Genomic DNA, 20,960 nt, shown 5'->3' with positions numbered 1-20,960 from the left:
CTCTCCGGTAATTATCGGAGAGATGTTTTTTTATCAGGCCTTTTTCTGACGTTCAATATTGGGTAATAAGCCCGTCGCAATACCGATCAATGGAAGATAGGCACAGATGTTAAAGACGTGTTCAATGGAAGTTTTATCCGCGAGCCATCCCAAAATGGCAGAACCAATTCCACCCATACCAAAGGCAAGTCCAAAGAAGAGTCCAGCGATCATGCCCACTTTTCCCGGAATCAATTCTGTAGCGTAAACCAATATGGCAGAGAAAGCAGAAGATATAATCAGTCCGATCAGAATAGACAGTATCATCGTTAATGTCAGCCCCACATGTGGCAAAAGTAATGTAAAGGGCGCCGCACCAAGTATTGAAACCCAAATAATGAGTTTACGGCCGTAGCGATCGCCTAATGGGCCACCGAGTATTGTTCCAACCGCTACGGATGCAAGAAAAACAAAAAGATAAATTTGTGATTCTTGTACAGTAATGCCAAACTTATCGATAAGATAAAATGTAAAATAGCTGGTCATAGATGCCATATAGAAATACTTTGAAAATATAAGAATCAACAGGATAACTAGAGCAAAGATGATTTTGGATCTGGAAAAACTCGATTTTACCTGTGTCGCACTAGGTGTGCTGACGGTAGCTTTTGGTTTAAGATGCAATTGGTACCAATTTCCGACATAGGTAAGAATTAAAATGGCTAGAATTGCCAATACACCAAAAACGCCGATGTATTGTTGGCCAAATGGGATAACAATCAGTGCCGCTAGGAGAGGACCTATTGCACCACCAGCATTTCCGCCAACCTGAAAAATTGATTGCGCCAATCCTTTTTTGCCACCAGAAGCTAAGTGCGCAACACGGGAGGCCTCAGGGTGAAAAATAGAAGATCCCATGCCAATGAGGCTCACTGAAAGCAAGATATAGATAAAACTGGAAGCAAAGGCAATACAAAGCAAACCGGCGAGGGAAAACAACATTCCGATAGCCAAGGATCTTGGCGTGGGATTCTTATCTGTGTAAAGTCCAACAAAAGGTTGCAGAATGGAAGCTGTCAGTTGAAATACTAGGGTGATAATGCCAATTTGCGTAAAGCTAAGAGCATAATTAGATTTTAACAGCGGATAAACAGCTGGAATAACTGATTGAATAAGATCATTCAATAGATGAGAAATACTAATTGCAAATAAAATAGGGTAGACCGTCTGGGAACTATTCCAAGAACCATCTGCTTTTAAAGATTCTGTTTTCATAAATGAATACATCAGGTCATCTGATGTTTTGTGACGTTATTTATTATTGTTTGGTTTTCGTGATTTTTAACTACAAAAGCTTTTAAAAATTATTTATGTTGGATAATTTGATTTGCGACGGCAACAGCTTGCTGAATGTTTTTATCTTTAATGGCTTCCATCAGGTCCTCATGTTGCTTTTGTGAGGCGATGAAGGGTGTTGTATCCTTATAGATTTCCATAAAAAATTTATTCACGTGAACCGATAAGGTATTGTATAACGCTGTTAGAATATTATTTCCACAAGATTCGGCGATTGCGCTATGAAAAGCGATATCTGCTTCTACACAAGCGATAAGATCTCCGCTAATGGCATATTTTGCTCTATTTTTAAGCGCAAGAGCCATATCTTTCAATCCTTTTGCGCTACGATTTATTGCGGCTTTTTCAATGATTTTCAATTCTAGAACGTGTCTAACCTCGAAAATATCGTTAAAATTACCTTTTTCAATTTTTGCATCAAGTGCATGGTGTCCGGTCACACTTTTGATAAATGTTCCCAAACCTTGTTGTACATTTAGATAACCAGATTGACTTAAATACTTTATTGCTTCCCGAATTGTAGATCTTCCAACAGCAAATTGTTTCATCAACTCGGGTTCAGTAGGGAGTTTTGAATCCACCGGAAAATTACCCAATTTGATTTTTTCTTCAATTGCGGCAGCGACTTCTTCAGCCAAGGATCTTCGTACGATGTGTTCATTTTTCATATAGTCATATCATCTGATGATTGCAAAGGTAAAATAAAATTCAGCTACAACACAAATAAATTTTCAATTTTATTATCGGGCCCATTGTGGGAGTTTTTCGGATACTTCAATATCTGCTGAAGCATATTGATATTGAAAAATAATTTCGGGCTCTATGTGGTTTTCCCGCACATCTACTCCTTTTAATGTATCGAAAATATCCAAATTGCGTTTCAGGAGTGGGAGTGCCCGAATGTATAAATCCTCAATATTTTCTAAACTGCGAGGTATTTGGCTACTCTTCCGATTTTGTGCCCGAGCCAGACAAATGTCGAGATTGTCTGTATAGAAAAATAATATTTCGATTCTATTATCAGGGTGGAAAGCTTTTATTTGTCTCAACAGGTCGAAATGTCTTTTCAATCCTAAATTGATTTCTATCGCAAAATCCTGATTAGCTAGAAGCTTATCCTGCAACATTTTTTCGAACCGTTTGTATCCATTCATTATTCCGAGCTCGCGATAACGCTGTACAGTGAGATCAGCATCAAGTATTTTAACACCTTCGGGTATAAAATATGGACCACAAGTGCTTTTTCCAATGTTTGGTGGCCCAGCAATTACGTAGATTGTTGCCATATTCAGATAAATCGAATTGTTCCATCCTGATACTCAGCAATCATTTGTCCGTTCTTATGATAGATCAAAGGTAATTGCTGTGAGAACAGATGACGGCGGATATTTTGTCCTAGGTCTTTTTTCCAAGCTATTTTTTCTTCGATTGCCATTATAAAAGGATCTTTTCGCATCCTTCCGATTGTGATCAGCTCTTCGTCTGGAATTATTTTTTTCATTTAGTATATAATTGATTGTTGTCAGGTCTGTGTGTTAAATATAAACAGATATTGTTAAATACTAAAATTATATTAACATAAAAGAGTTTAAAAGCCGATCTGAGCACTTCTAACAGCTATTAGATAAGGTCGTTAAATTGAGAAAACTAAATAGGGTCTTAATACGGTGGGAATATCGGGAGATGAGAAGCTTTTCCAGATGGAAACTGTTCTCCCAAAATATGTGGATATGTTTCATGGAATTTTATTTCAAAGCTTCCAGGTGGTACTACTAGCATGATTCTCCTCATTGGAGTATTTTTGCAAACTGTTGTTGTGTTCTTGGCTTAAGGTTGTCGGCAACTATCAAGGTACAATAAACTTGCCATTCTACGCCACATTTACTTTTCTTTTATTGGCTTCTTTTTGAAGTACGTAGCTGTGAAAGATAACTGAAATATGCGTAAAATTTGGGCTCGAACAAAGGCCCATCCTTTCCAATGTTGATATTAACAAAAAAAACAATAAAAATCATAACTAGTATTTTTAGATTACTGTTCTTTTTTTATTTCGTTGAATGATACTAGCTTATCTTATAGCGGTCTTGCAGATTCTATGGATTGATCTATTACAAACCGGTCTATTTTCCATCCATTTATTTGCTTTATCAAGGTCAACTGAACGTTTCGCCGTTCCTTTTTTCCTACTGAGAATTCTATTAACCAACTCTCCTCAGCAATTACTTTGTCTGAAGAATAAGTGTCTGTTCCTCCCATGGACTGCGCTGACACCCATTTTGGAAGTGATTGATTATTTTCCCGCATTTGATCTGATAGATGATCTTTTGCTTTTTTAGGGTTTTCTCCTGTTAACGCGTGCATAAATTGAGATATTGTTTCTCTCGGACTTAGCCTGGATATAAAACCTTCTGGATTTGCTCCAGTTATAAATTTACAGATTATAGTGCCATTATCACTCGTTACTTTTATAAGATCGACTTCATATGTGATAGCGATAACTGCTTTTTTATCCTCTTCCTTTTTTAGGTATTCGCTCGTATGGATAATTTTTATTACTCTATTCTTTGAGTCAAATTCGTTGATCGTAAGGCGTCTTTCTTTAAAAATATTATTAATTGTTATTTTTTCTTCACGACTTAATACAAAGCCTTTTGCATTATATTTGATTTTTATGTCGCGCTGAACATCATAGCTACCGTATAGCGTATAGGATTCCGTCATTGTGTTGTCGGTATAGGTATAACTGTACTTCGGATTGTTCTGTTTATAGTTGTAGAATGTCTCATTTTCTATCGTATTCCAGTCTTTTCTATAGGAAAAAAAATTGTTTAGATCAGTCTTTTTGTACATCTGCCCGTCGATGATTTCTTCCATGAAATCTCTGCCTTTGAAATCTAGAAATTTATTGGTTTTTAATACGATGTAGGCGTCTGAGGAAAGTTTTTCATTAGGAGATAATGGATTAGGAGCCATCATACTTTGGCCCAAAACGGATTGAATAAGTAATAATAACGTGAACAAAAAAATATTTCTCATCTATTATGTAATATGATTGTATTGTGTCATTTTCCATAATAAAGATAAGGTATTCATAGAAAGACTACAATAATAAAACATTGTGCTGTATTTTACTGGCTTTTCGTCAATACAATTATTTGTTTTATAGTAAAATAGAGGTCACTATTGCAAATACGAGAATTGGTGTTTGAGTCAGCTAAATTTAATAATGTGTTTTTTAAAAAAGGTAAATGGAAACCAATTTAGAAGGAATTGATTAAGATAGTATACTACCCTTTGTGGCCTTCTATGAAAATACTTTATAATATGTCGTTACTCGTCAATTTGCGAGCTGAATTGTCATAGGACATAGATTTCAATAAGTTTTTTTTAAATTAGATCTTATAAATTGATCTCATGAAAAAACTTCCAATTTTATTCCTTCTACTAATTTCTAATACTCTCTATTCTCAAAATCTTACGCCGTACGAAAGAGGTAATGGCAATCAATCCACGACTTTTGAAGAAATGCGTGAATTCTATCGGGGATTGTCAAGGCAATTTCCAGCGATCAGTTATGAAACAAGAGGAGAGGACGATAATAAGGCTCCGATTGATGTAGTGATTTTCAACCCCTCAGAACAAACTTTGGAAGGATCGAGAAAAGACAAGTCAGTTTTGTTTATCAATAATGGGATTCATCCAGGTGAGCCAGATGGAATTGACGCAACCATGATACTCATGCGAGATTTGGCGACAGGAAGAATAAAAGCGCCTAAAAATGTAATTATTGCTGCCATAGCTAGCTATAATGTAAGTGGTATGCTAAACCGAAATGGTTTTTCTAGAGCGAATCAAAACGGACCAGAGGAGTATGGGTTTCGTGGGAACGCGAGAAATTACGATTTAAATAGGGATTTTATAAAAACAGATACCAGAAATTCGAGGAGTTTTCAGCAGATTTTTCAATGGATAAAACCGGATGTGTTTATTGACAATCATGTCAGTAATGGAGCAGATTATCAATATACGTTCACCTATATTTCCACCAATAAGGAGCGTTTAGGAAAGGAGTTAGGTGACTATTTTAATGGTCATATGCAACGAAAACTACTTATGGATCTGGAAAATGACGGTTTTATTTCCGTCCCTTATGTCAATATTCATAATGATGTTCCTGATGGTGGTTTTCCAGTTTTTATGGATTCGCCGCGATATGCAACAGGCTATACAAGTCTATTCAATGTAATTGGTACCGTCGTGGAAACACATATGTTGAAGCCTTATAAAGAACGGGTAAAGGCAACATATGATTATATGCTATATAACCTCAAATTTATTGATGAGAACCACAAAGTTATCCGACAAAAAAGAATAGAAAATCTCAAACAGTATCGTATAGGGAATAGGTATCCCATTATGTGGAAACTCGATTCTACAAAATATGAAAACATCGATTTTAAAGGTTTTGAGGCTAAATATAAGCCGAGTGAAGTTTCCTCAGAAAGTAGATTATGGTATGACCGAAATGCCAAATTTTCAAAACAAGTTAAATTGTATAACACCTATATCCCAACCAAAGAGATTACTATACCAATGTATTATGTAATTCCACAATCCGAATGGAAAATTATTGATTTACTGAAACTCAATCAGATCAAATTGAATCCAATACAAAAGGATTCTATTATTACTGTAGAACAATATAAGATCAAAGATTTTAAGACAACTTCAAGCCCCTATGAGGGGCATTATCTCCATTATGATACTCATGTATTCAAAGAATTGAAGAAAATTAAGTTCAGAGCTGGGGACTTCTTGGTCCCGCTAAATCAAGAAGGAGTAAAGTTTCTCTTGGAAACACTCGAACCAGAAGCGATTGATTCCTATTTCAACTGGAATTTCTTTGATGCTATTCTGGGCCAAAAAGAATACTATTCGGCCTATGTTTTTGAAGATACTGCTGCGAAACTTTTAAAAGAAGATAAAGATCTAAAATCTGCATTTGATAAAGAGAAAGCAAGCAATTCAAAATTTGCTGCTGACGGAAAAGCCCAGATAGATTGGGTATACAGACATTCGAACTACTATGAAAAGTCACACCTTCTTTATCCTATTTTTAGGATTATGCCTTAGGTACTTATAAATAGCAGAGATTCTGTTACAAATTTCCCTAATTGAGTTACACTGATTATTACAGTTCTTCAGAACTTTGTGTCTATAGGTAAAACAAAATAATATGCAAACAATATTAGGTTCCGTCGGCATTGGTGCAGCTAGCGGAAAATGATATCCTGTTTGACGAGGGATTAGCCTATGCTAGAAAATTAGATGAAGCAGGTGTCACAACCACTATTCAAACTTATAATGGGTTTATTCATGACTATGGATTATTGAATCCCTTGGATCATATCGAAGCAGTGAAGCTTTCAACAGAACAGGGCGCGCTAGCGCTCAAAAAGGCGCTATTTAGAAAATAGCAGCAAGTGAATTTTAGATTAAGGTATATATTTTATTCAGTGATGGCGTAAAAGTTATATTAGAATAAAGTATATACCTTTATTGTCTGGTAGCGTACTGTTTACATTCACATTTGAGAGATTAAAAAAATAATGAATTAGATGAAGTACATAGTAAAAGATATCATAAGTTTAACAGATAGGAAGAGACATTTTATTGAACGTCTTGTTGCAGATCTACGCACGATAGAACACATTGAGGCGATTGCATTGGGGGGATCACATGCGACAGGAAGAGCAAATGAAAACTCCGATATTGATATAGCCATTTATTATAACGAAAAGCAGCCCTTTTCAATCCAATACATCAGAGAATTTGTAAAAAAATAAAGTGAATGTTATTTTGACTTTGGATATAAAATCGTTGGAAAAAAATACAGCCGAATTGAAAAATCTATTTAATGAAGTAGTCCTTTTCACCAAGGGTTTATATCACCCAAAATTTGATTTTAAGAAGTAATACAGATCGGACCTATTTGAATATCACTGGAAATAAGAGGTTAATTATGTTGCTTTAGTATCTTCGGTATTTTTGGCTGCTGTTTGCACAACTTTGGTGATCCCGCTTTTGGCCGACGATTTAACTGCAGTTGTTTTAGGAGCCGATGATATTGTTTTTGTTGGTGCGGGCTTAGGCTGTTGTTTGGTTGAACTAGGGGTATTTTTGGCAGCTATTTGCACAACTTTGGTGGCCCTGCTTTTGGCTGGTGATTTAACTGCAGTTGTTTTAGGAGCCGGTGATGTTGCTTTTGTAGGCGTGACCTTAGGCTGTTGTTTGGTTGAACTAGGGGTATTTTTGGCTGCTGTTTGCACAACTTTGGTGAACCTGCTTGTGGCCGACGATTTAACTGCAGTTGTTTTAGGAGCCGGTGATGTTGCCTTTGTAGGCGTGACCTTCGGTTGTTGTTCGGCCGAACTAAATGTATTTTTGGCTGCTGTTTGCACAACTTTGGTGAACCTACTTGTGGCCGACGATTTAACTGCAGTTGTTTTAGGAGCCGGTGATGTTGCCTTTGTAGGCGTGACCTTAGACAGTTGTTTGGTAGAACTAAGTGTATTTGTAACTGTTGCTTGAGCGACTTTAGGCTGTTGATTATCTACGCTGTTCGTTTTAGTAACTGGTTGAGCATCTTTAATTAGTGTTTTTTTAGCTGATGCTTTAAAAGTATTTTCTTTTATAGGAGTAGACTTACTCTCATCAACAAGAAGTTCTTTTTTTACAAGTTTTTCTTTTGCTGATTTAACACTTTTTTTCTTTAAATCCTTATTTTTAATACCTTCTGTCAATAATTTGGCGGTTTTTTCTATCCGGTTACGAAACTCTTTTTCGCTCAAATGAACACGCAAATACTCGATCGCACTGTGTAGATGAGTAATTACTTGATTTTTTAATTCTTTTTTAGGAGATTGAATGTTTGCAGATTTTGCCATAATTTATTGTTGTTTTGGGAGTTAACATAAATATAACATTAATTTAATCAAAAATACGATAAGTAACAATAAATTTTATTGAATGATAACAGATAAATATTGGAAGGCCTTTCTACCCATTTACCGTCTTGGAGGTTAGCTCGTTACAACATAATCGAAGGATCTCTTGCATTTTTTGATAAACTTATTTCGTCATCAAATCGTCGAAACTAGTCACTATTTTTTCAACAAGAAACTCGTATACTTTAAGTTTGACTAAACAATTTGAGATAAGCACATGCTCGTTTAAGATTTGAACAGATAAAATACATTATTATGCCAAAAAGATATTTTCTTGTTCCGTTAATAGGTTTATTCTTTATGGGTAAATCCATTTTTAGTGTTTACAGTAACAGATCGGAGTTGGGAGATCGCCATACCCCAGCAACGCAAGATTCAATAGTGACAGCAAAATTACAACGTATTTTAAATAGATAAGGGGAAATTGATAAGCCTGGATTCGTATTTATGGTAAAATATGATAGTAGCACCTGTTATCAAGGATCAATAGGAGTAGCCTCTAGGTACCCAGTTAAGAATTAGCATTGAGCGACGGAGCCAGTTTCATCTTACGCTGAAACTGGCAAATTTGATGATGTGAGATGGACGCATACCGTAGAATGACTTTACGCCAGGATCCTTTTAAGATAGATGCCTCAGAACGCTAACTTACTAACAAAATCTGAACTGACGAGCACGACTGATGTCTCCATTTGTCGCAAGGGGATATTCCAATATTCCCGCAGTAATTCTTCTTTTTCTATATGGCTAACTTGACGAAAGCCGTTTTTTACATAGAAATTAATTGCCCAATTGGCATTAGCCCAAGTGCCAATTAGGATTGGTTTATTGGTAAGTGCTGAAAGGTGTTTTAACAATTTGCCACCAATTCCATTGTTTCTGGCTGTCGTCCTCACATATGCATGGCGGATTAGGGTCACATCTGATTTGTGTTGAATCCCCATTACACCAAGTATAGTGTTATCTTGGTGATAGCACCAAAATTCAACCCCATCAGCAATTTGTTCCCGCAACTCGTGTTCATCCATATAAGGCTCTTTCCACCGGTCTTCAGGTATCTTACCCTTGTAAGCTGTAGATGCATCGTTAATAATCTCGTAGATCGTATCGAATTCTGAATTTAGACTCTTTCGTATCATATCCCTTAACATATAATTCATGAAATATTTTCTTTTGTTATTTTATAAATCAAAGTTATAAGACTGAGATCGCATAGTGCTTTACATATGTTGATAAAAATATTATTTTAACTGCTTACGAATTCTGCTAAGCTGAGTGGGGGTAATACCGAGATGGGAAGCGATATCCCGTAAGGGTACGTAGTTCTCTATAATAGAATGACATTTTAAAAATTTCTCATATCTAATTTGAGCTTCCTCCATGACGATGGATACTTCTCGTTCTTCTTTATCGATGACCCAATTCTTTTCAAGATAATTAATATAAAAGGATTTTAGGTCATCTGTTTGGAAAAGCAGTTCTCTGAACTTTTTATAGGAAAGACTCAATAATGAACAGTGGGTTATGGCTTGAAGGGTAAATTTTGAGGGACGATTTAGAATGCAGGAAACTGTCGATGCGACAAAGTCACCCCCAACAGCAATATTCTTGTTATAAATTTGTCCCTTTTCATCACTTATATATGCTCTTAAATAACCTGTGTGCAAAAAGCAAAACTCACGTCCAATGGAACCCTGTTGCACAAGTACTTGATTTCTTTCGAGGTTCACAACTGTTGCTATTTTTAAAAGATTCTCAAATGAAACTTGTGAAATTTTATGATATGAGTATATTTTTTCCTTAAAGAGTTGTTTCAAAGATTCTTCCATAGGGATAAAAATAGCAAATTTAAGACAGTAGTAATTGCTTCGGGTAAATTTTGTATTTGTTTTATAAAGTATCGATTGTGCTTTCTATTGTCGTTTATTTCTATAGCAATTCTTTAATTATTCTATGTTAGAATACACAAAAGCAACCTTTCCGTTGCCGGAGGTTGCTTAAGTTGCACCACAAAGCAGTTGATATGGTTTCAGCGTTTATTCACAGACCGATGGAGCAAGTTTTGTGTGCATTGTTCCTTCACTTTTTGTATTTTCTTTTGGAAAACTGACAAAACTCATAGCGAATGTTACAGCGAGTAACAGAATACTTACCCATAAAACATAATGAACTCCGTAATACGCGCTTATTACACCACCGAGAAATGCACCTAAGGATATGCCGATATTGAATGATGAAGTAAGTAAGCTATTCACAAATTCTAAGGCATGATGAGGAACAGACTGTGTTGTTCTGATATTTGAAACTAAAAAGCCCCCCGTATGAATCATTCCCCAAAGGGAAACGATAACGACCATTGGCGTAAAGATTCCACCAAGGTAGTAAGCTAAAACCTGTACTGTAATTAAAGAAGCCAAAAAAAGTCTTGCAGTCAATAACACATTTCTATTCAGGGCTAACCCCATAAGCCAGTTTCCTAAAGTTCCCATGCCACCAAAAAGAAGCAACATGATACTGATCTGAGCCCCATCCATTTTTGTAATTTGCTCAAGATAGGCAGTAAGATAAGTATAACTTGAGAACATTGCTGCTAATGTACAAATGGTAGAAATCAGATTGAGCCACAATTGTGGACTTTTTAGAACGGATATCTGATTCTGTGTAGACTTCGAGTTATCTGCTGGGATAGAAGGTATGAAGAGTAATAGACCGATAAAGGCAATCAAACTGATTGCGCTACTGAGGAAGAACGAAGCCTGCCAATTGTGGAAGAGATCTACAGCATATGTCGTTAATGGAATACCTAATACTGTAGCTAAGCTTAGCCCTAACATCACTGTAGAAACGCCTTTTGCGCCACTGTTTTTAAAGGCTATTGCAATAGAGATATTCCAGAATAGGGGATGTAAAATGGCTGGTAGTATACGGGCGACCATGAGTATCGAGAAATTTGAAGAAAATGCTGAGATTAAGTTTGAGAAAACGAATATGCTCATGACCAAACACAAAAGGAGTTTTCGATTTATTTTGGTCGTGAATGAAGTGATAAAAGGAGAGGAGACTGCGACAGTTATGGCAAAAGCACTAAGCAACCACCCCGCAGTATCTATTGATACCTGGAATTGCCGACTAATCGTTGGAAGGATGCCAACTATCCCAAATTCAGTGGTGATTATGCCAAAAGCGCCCAGAGCCAGGACGTAGATCGAATTTTTCATTGATGTCTAAAATTTATATATAGCAAATTTGAACAGAAAAATTCTAAAAAATCAGTATATTTTAATGATAAATAGGTATTTTTACATGATGAAACGCGAGAATATCGACCAATTGGTCAAAGTAGAGCATCATAAGGAGGTAAACTGTCCACTAAAAGACAATCAGTTCTCTTTTTTTCAAATCATATATGTGATTTGTGGAAAAGGATTCCTTAAGATAAATAACAATACAGCCTCATACAGCGAAGGCAGCCTGATCCTCCTTACACCAAATGATCAGCACTATTTGGAAATTGTCGAGAAAACGGAACTTTTGCTTATCAAGTTTAGCGAACGTTATGTTAAGGATTACAAATGGAACAGTATTAATTCTATGGAGTGCCTATTATACGGTGCTTCCTATTTGTCGGGGTGCATCTTACAGAATAAACCTGATGTTATTTTGGTTGATTCGATTGTATCGTCGCTTCTTCACAATATCAATCATCCAGACCTCTTCCATGAAGAGCTGACACTACACTATGTGAATGCTATTATTGTAATTGCTGCACGCAATATTTCAAAGATGAGAGTAGAGCATGTAGCCTCTAATACAGACAAGAGGGCCTTGGATATCATTAATTATATCCAAGGAAACATCCATGATCCAGCCCTGTTAAAGGTTTCTTCGATAGCACAAAAATTTGGTTTCTCTGAAAGCTATCTCGGTAGCTACTTTAAAAAGCAATGTGGTGAAACTATACAGCATTATATATTGAATTATAAAATGAGATTGATTGAGCATAGACTTCTTTTCAGCGATATGCGGGTTAACGAAATTGTTTCCGAATTTGGCTTTTCCGACGAAAGCCATCTCAATAAATTCTTTAAAAAGCGGCATATAATGAGCTTGACTGAATTCAGAAAGACAAAAGGACAAACAGAGTTGGAAGCTTAAATAAGACATCGGAACTATCTGTACCAAGAAATTCAGTAGCAAACGAATGATAGAAAGCTTGAAAAAATGATTAAAATTGACTCACAAAATATATAAATGGAAAATATTGAAACATCCAAATGGTTTTGGGCTATTGTAGAAAAGGCAGCACTTAGTAGGGAAAAGTTGAAAGAGATTCTTATTTCTTTTTCTAAAGAGGAAATAATTAGGTTTCAGGAAGAATTTGTGGACGCTTCTATTGAATTACAGTGTGAACCATTCACTGATTATATGGAAGAGTCAGAAGACGGGAGGGAAGATATTGCAAACTGGGTGGTGAGTAATGGTGAAAATTTCTATTTTGAAATTTTAGATAAGCCAGAGAAAATACCCCATAATGTTAGTGATTTTACGGAACAGATACTTTATGGGATAGCGGATGCAGTTTGTTTAGAAAAATATGGGGAGTCAACAGGTATTTATTAAATACTGTTTTTGATGAGTCTTAATGACAAAGAAATAGCTTATGAAATATCTTATAGTGAAGCATAATGATAGGTTAGCGTTGTAACAATGAATTTATGGACCAACTTTACTTGGATGTAGTTACATATATTCTAAAAGGGGGTTGGGAGAGTTTATTAATATTCAATTATTAAATAAACAACCCAAAAACGATACTTATAATAACATAAGCGAAACAGATTACGTAAGGGTATGCCCTAACATAAGTATCCTTTCGGTTCGTTTTTTTTTGAAACTTTGCAAAAAAATCCGCTATACTTGATTTCATATTTATATCCGGAGATAAACAATAGTGTGTACCGGTTTGGGTTGTAATTCTTAGCATAAAAGCCTTTTTCGAATTATAGTTGTAGATATTATAGGTTGTATTAGTCGGTAGATCAATTTCATTCCCACTACTATCTTTCATGTAAAATTTGTCTCCAGATTTCATAAAAGAAATTATCTGCATGGTACTTTTCATAACAATAATTAGAAGCCCAAAAACTACACTCAAGACTGCAATGATTAGCTGGGTTAGATTTACAGTATATTTAACACCAATTGCTTTAATGAATACTATCGAAAAAGGGAATAAAATAAATATGGTGATTAGTGATGCCCAAAAGGTATATTTACTATTGAAGATAGATAATGTTATCTCATTTTTATTCATGTATCGTTGAATTAAGTCGCTAAATTATCTCTGTTCTTAATCCACGTTTGTGAATGCCGTTGAGATTTTCCTTATACTTTTCTATATTGTTGCTGAAGTTAGTAAATAAGAGCGAACAGAGCAACAAACCGATGGGTTTATCGCAAGCAGATTATCTTTTAGTGCATTTACATATAACGATAGTCATATCATACAAACGAATCTTAAACGATGTACATCGAATATAAGATTGTGGTTCGTTATAGTGAAAAATAACGTAGTTTTAAATTGAATTTAGCGTTAATCACTGTGATCAATACTTTGAAAAAAGTCTTAGAAATAATTGAAACTACTTAACGGGGGTTTATATTTTGAATGTATACTTGGAAATATATGAAAAAAATTATATTTAGGTTTTCGCTGTTTAATCTTCTACTATGTGTTATATTATTTATCCTTTATAGAATTGTTATTAGTGGATTAGAGCCTACCGGTACAACTCTTTTTGATAGTTTTCTTAGTATTATGGATTTGTTTCTAAGTCTTGGGTTTTCAATGCTATATGTTGTTGCTATTTGTATTAGTACCTTGTTGTTTTTTCTAAATCAAATTGAAAAAATTAGGAACAGTTATTTTTTGTCCTTATTGACATTTTCCGGAATTCCGTTCTTGTGTGTTGTTTTTCTAGCTGTCGCTATTTTGGTTGATATTTACCAATATAGTGTAACGCTGATTCCATTAAAAATGCTGTTATACTTTTCAATAATCTATTTATTATGTACTGTTGTTGAATTTCTAGTGTTCAGAAAGAAACTTAGAAAAGTAATAGATAGTTGATTTGAATATAGGTGTGGAAAAGCTAATTATATACCTTCGCTTGAAAATAATAATAATCGCTATTGACAGGAAGTTGTCATTAGCGATTGTATACTATCAATGACTTACAGCTTATTAGGTCAAAACTTCGTCTATTATTCCAAATTCTTTTGCTTCAGCTGCTACCATCCAATGATCTCTGTCACTAATATCGTGAACTTTCTGATAGCTTTGGCCGCTATGTTTGGCTATAATATCACAAAGTTCTTTTTTTATTTTTAAAACTTGATTGGCAGTAATCTCAATGTCTGATGCCTGTCCTTGCACACCTCCTAACGGTTGGTGCAACATGACCCGTGCATGCGTCAGGGCGCTTCGTTTACCCTTAGCGCCACCACAAAGTAATATTGCACCAAAAGAGAGGGCCATGCCGGTACAGATTGTGGCAACATCCGGACTAATTAATTGCATGGTATCGTAAATGCCAAGTCCCGCATAAACTTCACCACCAGGAGAGTTAATATACATATGTATATCCTTTTTGGGGTCAACGGACTGAAGGAACAATAGTTGGGCTTGTACGATATTTGCAATATTGGATTCGACAGGAGCTCCCATAAATATAATACGGTCGATCATTAACCTGGAGAAAACATCCATCTGTGATACTCGCAACTCGCGTTCTTCGGTAATGTAAGGTGTCATTGCATGGGGGATACTGGAGCTTTCGATATGTGCAATGTAATTATCTACCCTTTCTTTTGGGACATAGCAGTGCCCGGCCGCAAATTTGCGGAACTCATTTTTGTCAATATTCATGATTTTGGAGATTTATGGTTTTCTAAATAGCCGCATTACTTTTTGGCTAAAACGTGTGTTTTTGGGTTGTGTAAACAGTGTTTGATGTATCGCTTCAATTTCACTTTTTAACTGCTTGCGACCATATCGTTGTATGGCCTCGTAAGCTTTTTGTTGCATGATAACTTTCTCTGCCAATTCCTCGTCCAGCAACAAATGGGCTTCGAAAAGCAATGTGTCACTAGGATGATTTGTCCCTAGGAGATGAGTTTCTATCTGTTGGGTTTCATTCCATGAAGTCGTCATAAACTAAGGATTTTTCTTTAACAGTTTCTCTCACTTTCTCTAAGCATTTGTATTTTTGAACAGTAGCACTCCGGGTTCCTGAATACCCGAATTCATCTGCGATCTCTTGAAGTGACATCTGGTCATAGTAAAAGCTTTTTAATAAATCCATACATTTGCGTCCTGCAGTTTCCAAGAAGCGAAGCAGTCGCTTACTTGAAGGAAACTCATCGTTCGCTAATGGGATTTCAATATGATCTAAGGGTAGGTTCAGGCTCGTTTGATAATAACGTTTCAGCCAGAGGTTTTTGGCTGTACCGACCAAATACCCAATATCATTCGTCAGTACCGTTGGAGTCCGTGTAGTCTTTTCATAATATACCACCAAGGCGTCTTGAAATACATCCTTGGCTTCATCAAAGTTTCCCCCCATACGACTGACATATTTAGCGACTGCTGGAAATGCACTTTTATACAGATCCATTATAAGTGTCTGCCGCCTCAATACTCGATTTGAATTACTAATACTGTGCATATTATAATTACCTTTTATAACGATGTACCAATTATGGTCAAAGTATCACCTTTTATTTTGAAAAAAAATTATCTTTCTTTTCGGACTATTATAGTCAATATAGTCAACATGTAGCTTGATCTTTTAGATTTTGCTATCTTCCTGATATTTCCCACCTTTTATGACAACGATTACCCATCTCTATGCAGACTGACTATTGATTCAGAAGACGCAGTACGTTGATAAAGCTAACGAATTTTTACACGAATATAAATCCATTAATAGGAAATAAAACTAACATCAAGGAAGGAAATCGTTAGACGCAGGTATGGATTTACTTATGATGACCCTTGGAATTTAGTTGATAAATTACCTATTTTTAGGTAGTAAATGAAGAACACAATTTTGTCTCAAAGAAGCCTTGCTGCTTTCATCGCAATATTAAGCTGGACCGCTATTGGTGCTCAATTTTTAATTAGCTGCAGTAATTCCTCTATTGCGATTAGCGAATTAGTCGTTAGGTTCTTTAGTTATTTTACAATCTTGACGAATCTCATGGTTGCGATTTGTTGTACTAGTATCGTACTGTTTCCAAAGAATAAGGTAGGACTTTTTTTTGCTAAACCGACAACAATCACAGCAGTGACATTGTATATTCTGATAGTTGGACTTATCTATAATCTGATACTTCGTTTCCTGTGGCAGCCTGCTGGAATAGCTAGGATTGTGGATGAAATGCTCCACTCACTTATTCCCATTTTGGTTTTGATCTGTTGGTGGAGTATGATTGATCAGCGTGTTATACACTGGAGATCTATATTTAGCTGGTTGTTGTATCCCTTTGTCTATTTGCTCTATACTTTGTGGCATGGAGCACTTTCTGGATTTTACCCTTATCCTTTTGTAAATGTTTCTGAACTGGGCATGAATCGCGTATTAACAAATAGCGTGATTATAACTGTGGTCTTCCTGCTAATAGGATTACTCTTAATCCGAATAAATAGACGAATAGCAAAAAAGAGATAATAAATATACACGGACTAAATCCAATCGAAATATACTACGAATACATTTTTATTTGCATCAAGAAGGAGCTAGCCTATAAAAATTTTCTGTAGTATCTATAGATCCAGTCAAGTCTGTAAGATCTATCTGGCAATATAATATATGCTTAAAGATGGTTATATTTAAGTTATATAAACCGTGCAATGGTGATAGCCGAAAAAAGAAAGCCCATAAGAAAGGTGAGGATGCGATTAGTGCTTCTGTGTATTATTTTAAGTCTATGTGGATGTGCTTCGTTGAAGCAGACGAGACAAGATAGCATGCATGAAATTTCTGAATTACAGTCTTTCGATGGAACTTATGAGAATCTAACAAGTGATCATGAGGGGAGCGAATTTTCGTCTCTATGGAATCAGCTGATCCTGAAAAATGAGATTGATATGTTGGATTTCAAGAACGCGAAAATAAGACTCAAGGCAATTGGAAGGAGCCAAATCAAAGCGACTTGGTTGGATAACGGTCTCGAAAAGAAAAGCATTGTGCTAAAAGGAAAGTTAAAAGGCAATTATTTCGTATCTCAGCATAAGCGCACCATCATACCTATCCCGCTAATATATGGAATGATCCAGAATAACCAATTCCAACTCTGGTTGGATCAAAATAGTCAGCTGCGTGTGGATAGGCTGCAGAATAGGTGGGGCTGGATATTTGTTTTCCTAGCGGGAACAGATAATACGTCTAACTACGAATACATAAAGGTGAAGGAATAGGTAGGCAATCTAGTTTTGGTGAAGCTTATTTACTATTAATTGATGCCATCGAAATTTGTGAAAGAGAGTAGATCAGATGATAAATTTATAATTGGGTTTTGCGAATAGATGCCATATTTGCGTGAGTGATGGCGAATGAGTAGATTAGTATAAAAATCAATTCGATATGAAAGCCCTATTAACCTGTATTTTTTGCTCATTGATTTCTCTTTCGCTATTTGCCCAAGTACAAAAAAATAAAAATGATCACTTTGCAGCTATTGATTCGGTGTTAGACCAGGTTTTAAGCGATCATCATGTAGCTGGTTTTGCAGTCGCGGTGGTGAAAGGGAATAAGGTCATTTATAGTAAAGGATTTGGCTATCGTGATATCGTCAATAAGAAACCTGTCACACCCAATACGCTTTTTGCCATAGGTTCCAGCTCCAAAGCTTTTACAGCTTCATTGTTAGGTTTGTTGAGGCAGGATGGTAAACTGACGTTTGAGGATAAGGCTGTAACACTACTTCCTAAGTTGAAGTTCTATAGTGATGAGATGGATAATCAGATCATTCTTCGGGACCTCATGGCGCATAGGACGGGTTTGTCAAGGTATGATTTATCCTGGTTTCTATTTAATAGCGATAACAAAGATAGTCTGATAACACGTGTTAAGTATATGAAACCTAGTTCGCCTGTACGGATGAAATGGTATTATAATAACTTTATGTATTTGGCACAAGGAATGATTGTTGAACGATTAAGTGGTAAAACTTGGGAGAAAAATATACAGGAAAGGTTTTTCAACCCTTTAGAGATGATGCGTTCCAATACGGATATCCAGACATTTCAAAGAGATAGTAACGCTTCGTTACCCTATACTGTCTCTAAAGATAATATGATTAAACAGATTGATTATTACAATATTAATGGGATGGGACCAGCTGGAAGTATGAACAGTAGTGTTAATGACATGGCCAACTGGCTAAAGATTTGGCTCAATGGCGGTCGTTTCAATGGGAAAGTTATACTGCCAGTAGATTATATTAGTGAGGCTGCAAGTTCTCAAATGGTTATGGACGCAGCATTACCGGACAAACACAAAGACATTTTCCTCTCCAATTATGGTTTAGGCTGGATGATTGGTTCCTACAGAGGGCATTATCAAGTAGAACACGGTGGTAATATAAATGGTTTCTCTGCAAATGTTGCATTTTTTCCAACTGATTCTCTGGGAATAGTGGTATTGACTAATCAAAATGTTTCTAAGGTTCCCACTATCGTAAGGAATTCTATTGCGGATAGGCTACTTCAATTAGAACCAATTGATTGGAATGGTGAAAAAAAGGCCGAAATTGAAGCTTCACGTCTAGTTAAAAAAGAAGAAGGAAAGATTCCTGTCCCATCAACGACACCTTCTCATAAGCTGAAAGATTATACGGGCTCCTTCGAGAATCCTGCTTATGGAATCATTAAAATACATCTTAAAGATAATAACTTATACACTCTGCTTGGTTATGAAAACGTTATTCTCAAACATAGGCATTATGATGTTTTTGATCCAAGATCGGTAGATAAAAATGGGGTTGCGGATACGGAGCCAAGCAATCTTCTATTTAACTTTTTTAGCGATGTGGCTGGTCAGATTCAAGGTATAGGAATTTTGCTGGACGGTAGTGAAAAACCGGTTATGTTTGATCGCAAGGCGACGCCTGTTGGCGTAATGAAGTAAGAGTTGATGTAAATAAATTTAATAAGTACGATCAATTAACCCATGAATCATTGTGTCTATAATAAAGCGAATTATAGATGAACGCTATCAAATATAAATTGATAAGCCCACCTTAACAAGAAATAGGGTAGATTTAAGTGGAATTTAGTTTTCGATCACGAATAAAATGAAGGAGTATAATAGTAGATTGAAGACTAAAATTAATAAAAATGGAAATACACACCTTTTCATAAAAGTTAGAAAATGCTAATAGATATAATCAAAGATGCTAAGATAAAATTGCTTAAAAATGATCTCGGACATTTGCCCTTGATGAATAGGGCTCATATCGCTGAAAACCTGCGTGATCCTATAAAGATTAATCAGGTTTTCCTAGCCTGCTGTAAACTTGTCTATTCGACTTTCGAAATAAATGATGTTCCGCTTTGTCCAATATCTTGAACAAAGCGGAACATCATTTATTTCGAAAGGAAAACTTTGATTTTAGAATACTTTATGACAAAAATAAAAACTATTTAGAGGCAGTTAATTTAATAATTAGTGAATTGTCAATTTCAAAGGATATAATATAAAAAAAATGGATGTAGATATTGAAAAGCAAAATCAGAAATGCGTCCGGTACCAATGGTAATAATCGAAAAATTGACCGTGTACAAGCAAGAACTCAAAGACAGCAAAATGACCCTATGTTGGAACAGATTTTGCTCGATTATACAGACGAAATGATACTATTTTTTATGAACCTTTGCACATGGCAAAACCAATAAATATACATAATATATCCGTTGTAGCGATTTCTCGAGTGTATATTGCCACAATTTCTAGCTGTACCATGTTTATGGTGTTGCTTCTCTTTACCACTACGTGTTTCGCAACCTCGAAGAGGTATCTACAAGATACCGTTCGAGGAGGTTCGGAACTGCAGGTCTTTGATACCATCGTGACCAAGTGCGTCTATCAAGATGCATATGGAAAAAACACATTGCACGTAAAAGTCACGAATCCCTGCAATGATGATTCGTCTAGATTTGATGGAGTACTCACCCAGATCGAAGCGCGTGTGAAAAACAAAAAAGGTTCTACATCGGTGGTCTATGCATATCCCTATTCTCAAATGTCATTAATCTACTTCGTAAAGGAAGAAATACATATCCAGAACCTTGGTGGGCGAAAGGCGGCTATCATTCCTTTTTATTACTGTGGGGGATACGAGAGCTATGATATGAAAGTATCCTATATTGTCATTTATAGAAACAAGGACTATATCTTCCATCTAGACTATTATTGTGGAGAAGGAAAGGACTGTAAACCTGTCCAAAGCTTAAAAGTTACGCTGAGTGGTCTTCCAAAGGACATTCGGAGCTATTTGACCGGATACTTGACAAAAAAACATAAGTCCAGATCCAGCTTCCACCAAGAATAAACC

21 protein-coding genes are annotated in these 20,960 nt (G+C 35.8%); 9 read left to right on the top strand and 12 right to left on the bottom strand.

What is annotated here, in order from left to right:
* Window positions 1-33: 33 nt before the first annotated feature.
* The 5 genes from AC07UV_RS22555 to AC07UV_RS22535 form a co-directional block, all read right to left on the bottom strand.
* Window positions 34-1,254, bottom strand: coding sequence for an MFS transporter (locus AC07UV_RS22555; RefSeq protein ID WP_282254749.1), 1,221 nt, complete (start codon window positions 1,252-1,254; stop codon window positions 34-36).
* Window positions 1,255-1,343: 89 nt separating this feature from the next.
* Window positions 1,344-2,003, bottom strand: a complete 660-nt coding sequence (locus AC07UV_RS22550; protein WP_282254748.1) for a FadR/GntR family transcriptional regulator — start codon at window positions 2,001-2,003, stop codon at window positions 1,344-1,346.
* 72 nt (window positions 2,004-2,075) lie between these two features.
* On the bottom strand, window positions 2,076-2,621 hold the full coding sequence (locus AC07UV_RS22545; RefSeq protein WP_282254747.1) for a hypothetical protein: 546 nt from the start codon (window positions 2,619-2,621) through the stop codon (window positions 2,076-2,078).
* 2 nt (window positions 2,622-2,623) lie between these two features.
* Window positions 2,624-2,836, bottom strand: coding sequence for a hypothetical protein (locus AC07UV_RS22540; protein ID WP_282254746.1), 213 nt, complete (start codon window positions 2,834-2,836; stop codon window positions 2,624-2,626).
* A 572-nt stretch (window positions 2,837-3,408) separates the two neighbouring features.
* Window positions 3,409-4,371, bottom strand: a complete 963-nt coding sequence (locus AC07UV_RS22535) for a hypothetical protein (protein ID WP_495185384.1) — start codon at window positions 4,369-4,371, stop codon at window positions 3,409-3,411.
* A 378-nt stretch (window positions 4,372-4,749) separates the two neighbouring features.
* On the opposite strand from AC07UV_RS22535, the gene AC07UV_RS22530 reads away from it, so the two are divergent.
* From AC07UV_RS22530 to AC07UV_RS22520, 3 genes are all read left to right on the top strand, one after another.
* Window positions 4,750-6,468: a M14 family metallopeptidase gene (locus AC07UV_RS22530; protein WP_282254744.1), complete on the top strand. Its 1,719-nt coding sequence runs from the start codon at window positions 4,750-4,752 to the stop codon at window positions 6,466-6,468.
* Between the two features lie 131 nt (window positions 6,469-6,599).
* Entirely contained in the window at window positions 6,600-6,812 is a 213-nt protein-coding gene (locus tag AC07UV_RS22525; RefSeq protein WP_335995672.1) for an alpha/beta hydrolase, read from the top strand.
* Window positions 6,813-6,953: 141 nt separating this feature from the next.
* Window positions 6,954-7,181, top strand: a complete 228-nt coding sequence (locus tag AC07UV_RS22520; protein WP_282254743.1) for a nucleotidyltransferase domain-containing protein — start codon at window positions 6,954-6,956, stop codon at window positions 7,179-7,181.
* Window positions 7,182-7,355: 174 nt separating this feature from the next.
* Here AC07UV_RS22520 and AC07UV_RS22515 read toward each other — a convergent pair whose 3' ends face one another.
* The 4 genes from AC07UV_RS22515 to AC07UV_RS22500 form a co-directional block, all read right to left on the bottom strand.
* Window positions 7,356-8,282: a hypothetical protein gene (locus AC07UV_RS22515; RefSeq protein ID WP_495185383.1), complete on the bottom strand. Its 927-nt coding sequence runs from the start codon at window positions 8,280-8,282 to the stop codon at window positions 7,356-7,358.
* 695 nt (window positions 8,283-8,977) lie between these two features.
* Window positions 8,978-9,481 (bottom strand): GNAT family N-acetyltransferase, encoded by a 504-nt coding sequence (locus AC07UV_RS22510; protein WP_282254740.1) that lies wholly within the window; start codon window positions 9,479-9,481, stop codon window positions 8,978-8,980.
* A 102-nt stretch (window positions 9,482-9,583) separates the two neighbouring features.
* Complete coding sequence (locus tag AC07UV_RS22505) at window positions 9,584-10,171, bottom strand: Crp/Fnr family transcriptional regulator (protein WP_282254739.1); 588 nt, start codon at window positions 10,169-10,171, stop codon at window positions 9,584-9,586.
* Window positions 10,172-10,378: 207 nt separating this feature from the next.
* Window positions 10,379-11,560 (bottom strand): MFS transporter, encoded by a 1,182-nt coding sequence (locus tag AC07UV_RS22500; RefSeq protein WP_495185382.1) that lies wholly within the window; start codon window positions 11,558-11,560, stop codon window positions 10,379-10,381.
* A gap of 64 nt (window positions 11,561-11,624) precedes the next feature.
* On the opposite strand from AC07UV_RS22500, the gene AC07UV_RS22495 reads away from it, so the two are divergent.
* Window positions 11,625-12,497 carry an AraC family transcriptional regulator gene (locus tag AC07UV_RS22495; RefSeq protein ID WP_495185381.1) on the top strand — a complete coding sequence of 291 codons (873 nt, stop codon included), beginning with the start codon at window positions 11,625-11,627 and terminating at the stop codon, window positions 12,495-12,497.
* 96 nt (window positions 12,498-12,593) lie between these two features.
* Entirely contained in the window at window positions 12,594-12,962 is a 369-nt protein-coding gene (locus AC07UV_RS22490; protein ID WP_282254736.1) for a DUF4240 domain-containing protein, read from the top strand.
* A gap of 1,624 nt (window positions 12,963-14,586) precedes the next feature.
* Here AC07UV_RS22490 and AC07UV_RS22485 read toward each other — a convergent pair.
* The 3 genes from AC07UV_RS22485 to AC07UV_RS22475 are packed head-to-tail and all read right to left on the bottom strand — an operon-like array spanning window position 14,587 to window position 16,069.
* Entirely contained in the window at window positions 14,587-15,270 is a 684-nt protein-coding gene (locus tag AC07UV_RS22485; RefSeq protein ID WP_282254735.1) for a ClpP family protease, read from the bottom strand.
* Window positions 15,271-15,282: 12 nt separating this feature from the next.
* Entirely contained in the window at window positions 15,283-15,555 is a 273-nt protein-coding gene (locus AC07UV_RS22480) for a hypothetical protein (protein ID WP_282254734.1), read from the bottom strand.
* On the bottom strand, window positions 15,536-16,069 hold the full coding sequence (locus tag AC07UV_RS22475) for an RNA polymerase sigma factor (protein WP_282254733.1): 534 nt from the start codon (window positions 16,067-16,069) through the stop codon (window positions 15,536-15,538). Before AC07UV_RS22475 ends, AC07UV_RS22480 begins: the two co-directional genes overlap by 20 nt.
* A gap of 369 nt (window positions 16,070-16,438) precedes the next feature.
* Here AC07UV_RS22475 and AC07UV_RS22470 point away from each other — a divergent pair, with 369 nt between their 5' ends.
* The 4 genes from AC07UV_RS22470 to AC07UV_RS22455 all read left to right on the top strand — a co-directional run bounded on the left by AC07UV_RS22470 (window position 16,439) and on the right by AC07UV_RS22455 (window position 20,957).
* Entirely contained in the window at window positions 16,439-17,074 is a 636-nt protein-coding gene (locus tag AC07UV_RS22470; RefSeq protein ID WP_495185380.1) for a Pr6Pr family membrane protein, read from the top strand.
* 224 nt (window positions 17,075-17,298) lie between these two features.
* Window positions 17,299-17,823, top strand: a complete 525-nt coding sequence (locus AC07UV_RS22465; RefSeq protein WP_282254732.1) for a hypothetical protein — start codon at window positions 17,299-17,301, stop codon at window positions 17,821-17,823.
* A 166-nt stretch (window positions 17,824-17,989) separates the two neighbouring features.
* Entirely contained in the window at window positions 17,990-19,534 is a 1,545-nt protein-coding gene (locus AC07UV_RS22460) for a serine hydrolase (protein WP_495185379.1), read from the top strand.
* 751 nt (window positions 19,535-20,285) lie between these two features.
* Window positions 20,286-20,957, top strand: coding sequence for a hypothetical protein (locus AC07UV_RS22455; RefSeq protein ID WP_282254730.1), 672 nt, complete (start codon window positions 20,286-20,288; stop codon window positions 20,955-20,957).
* Window positions 20,958-20,960: the final 3 nt, after the last annotated feature.

The sequence above is a fragment of the Sphingobacterium sp. GW821-FHT03E03 genome, from assembly GCF_059420745.1.
This window is presented reverse-complemented; position numbering and strand designations above follow the sequence as displayed.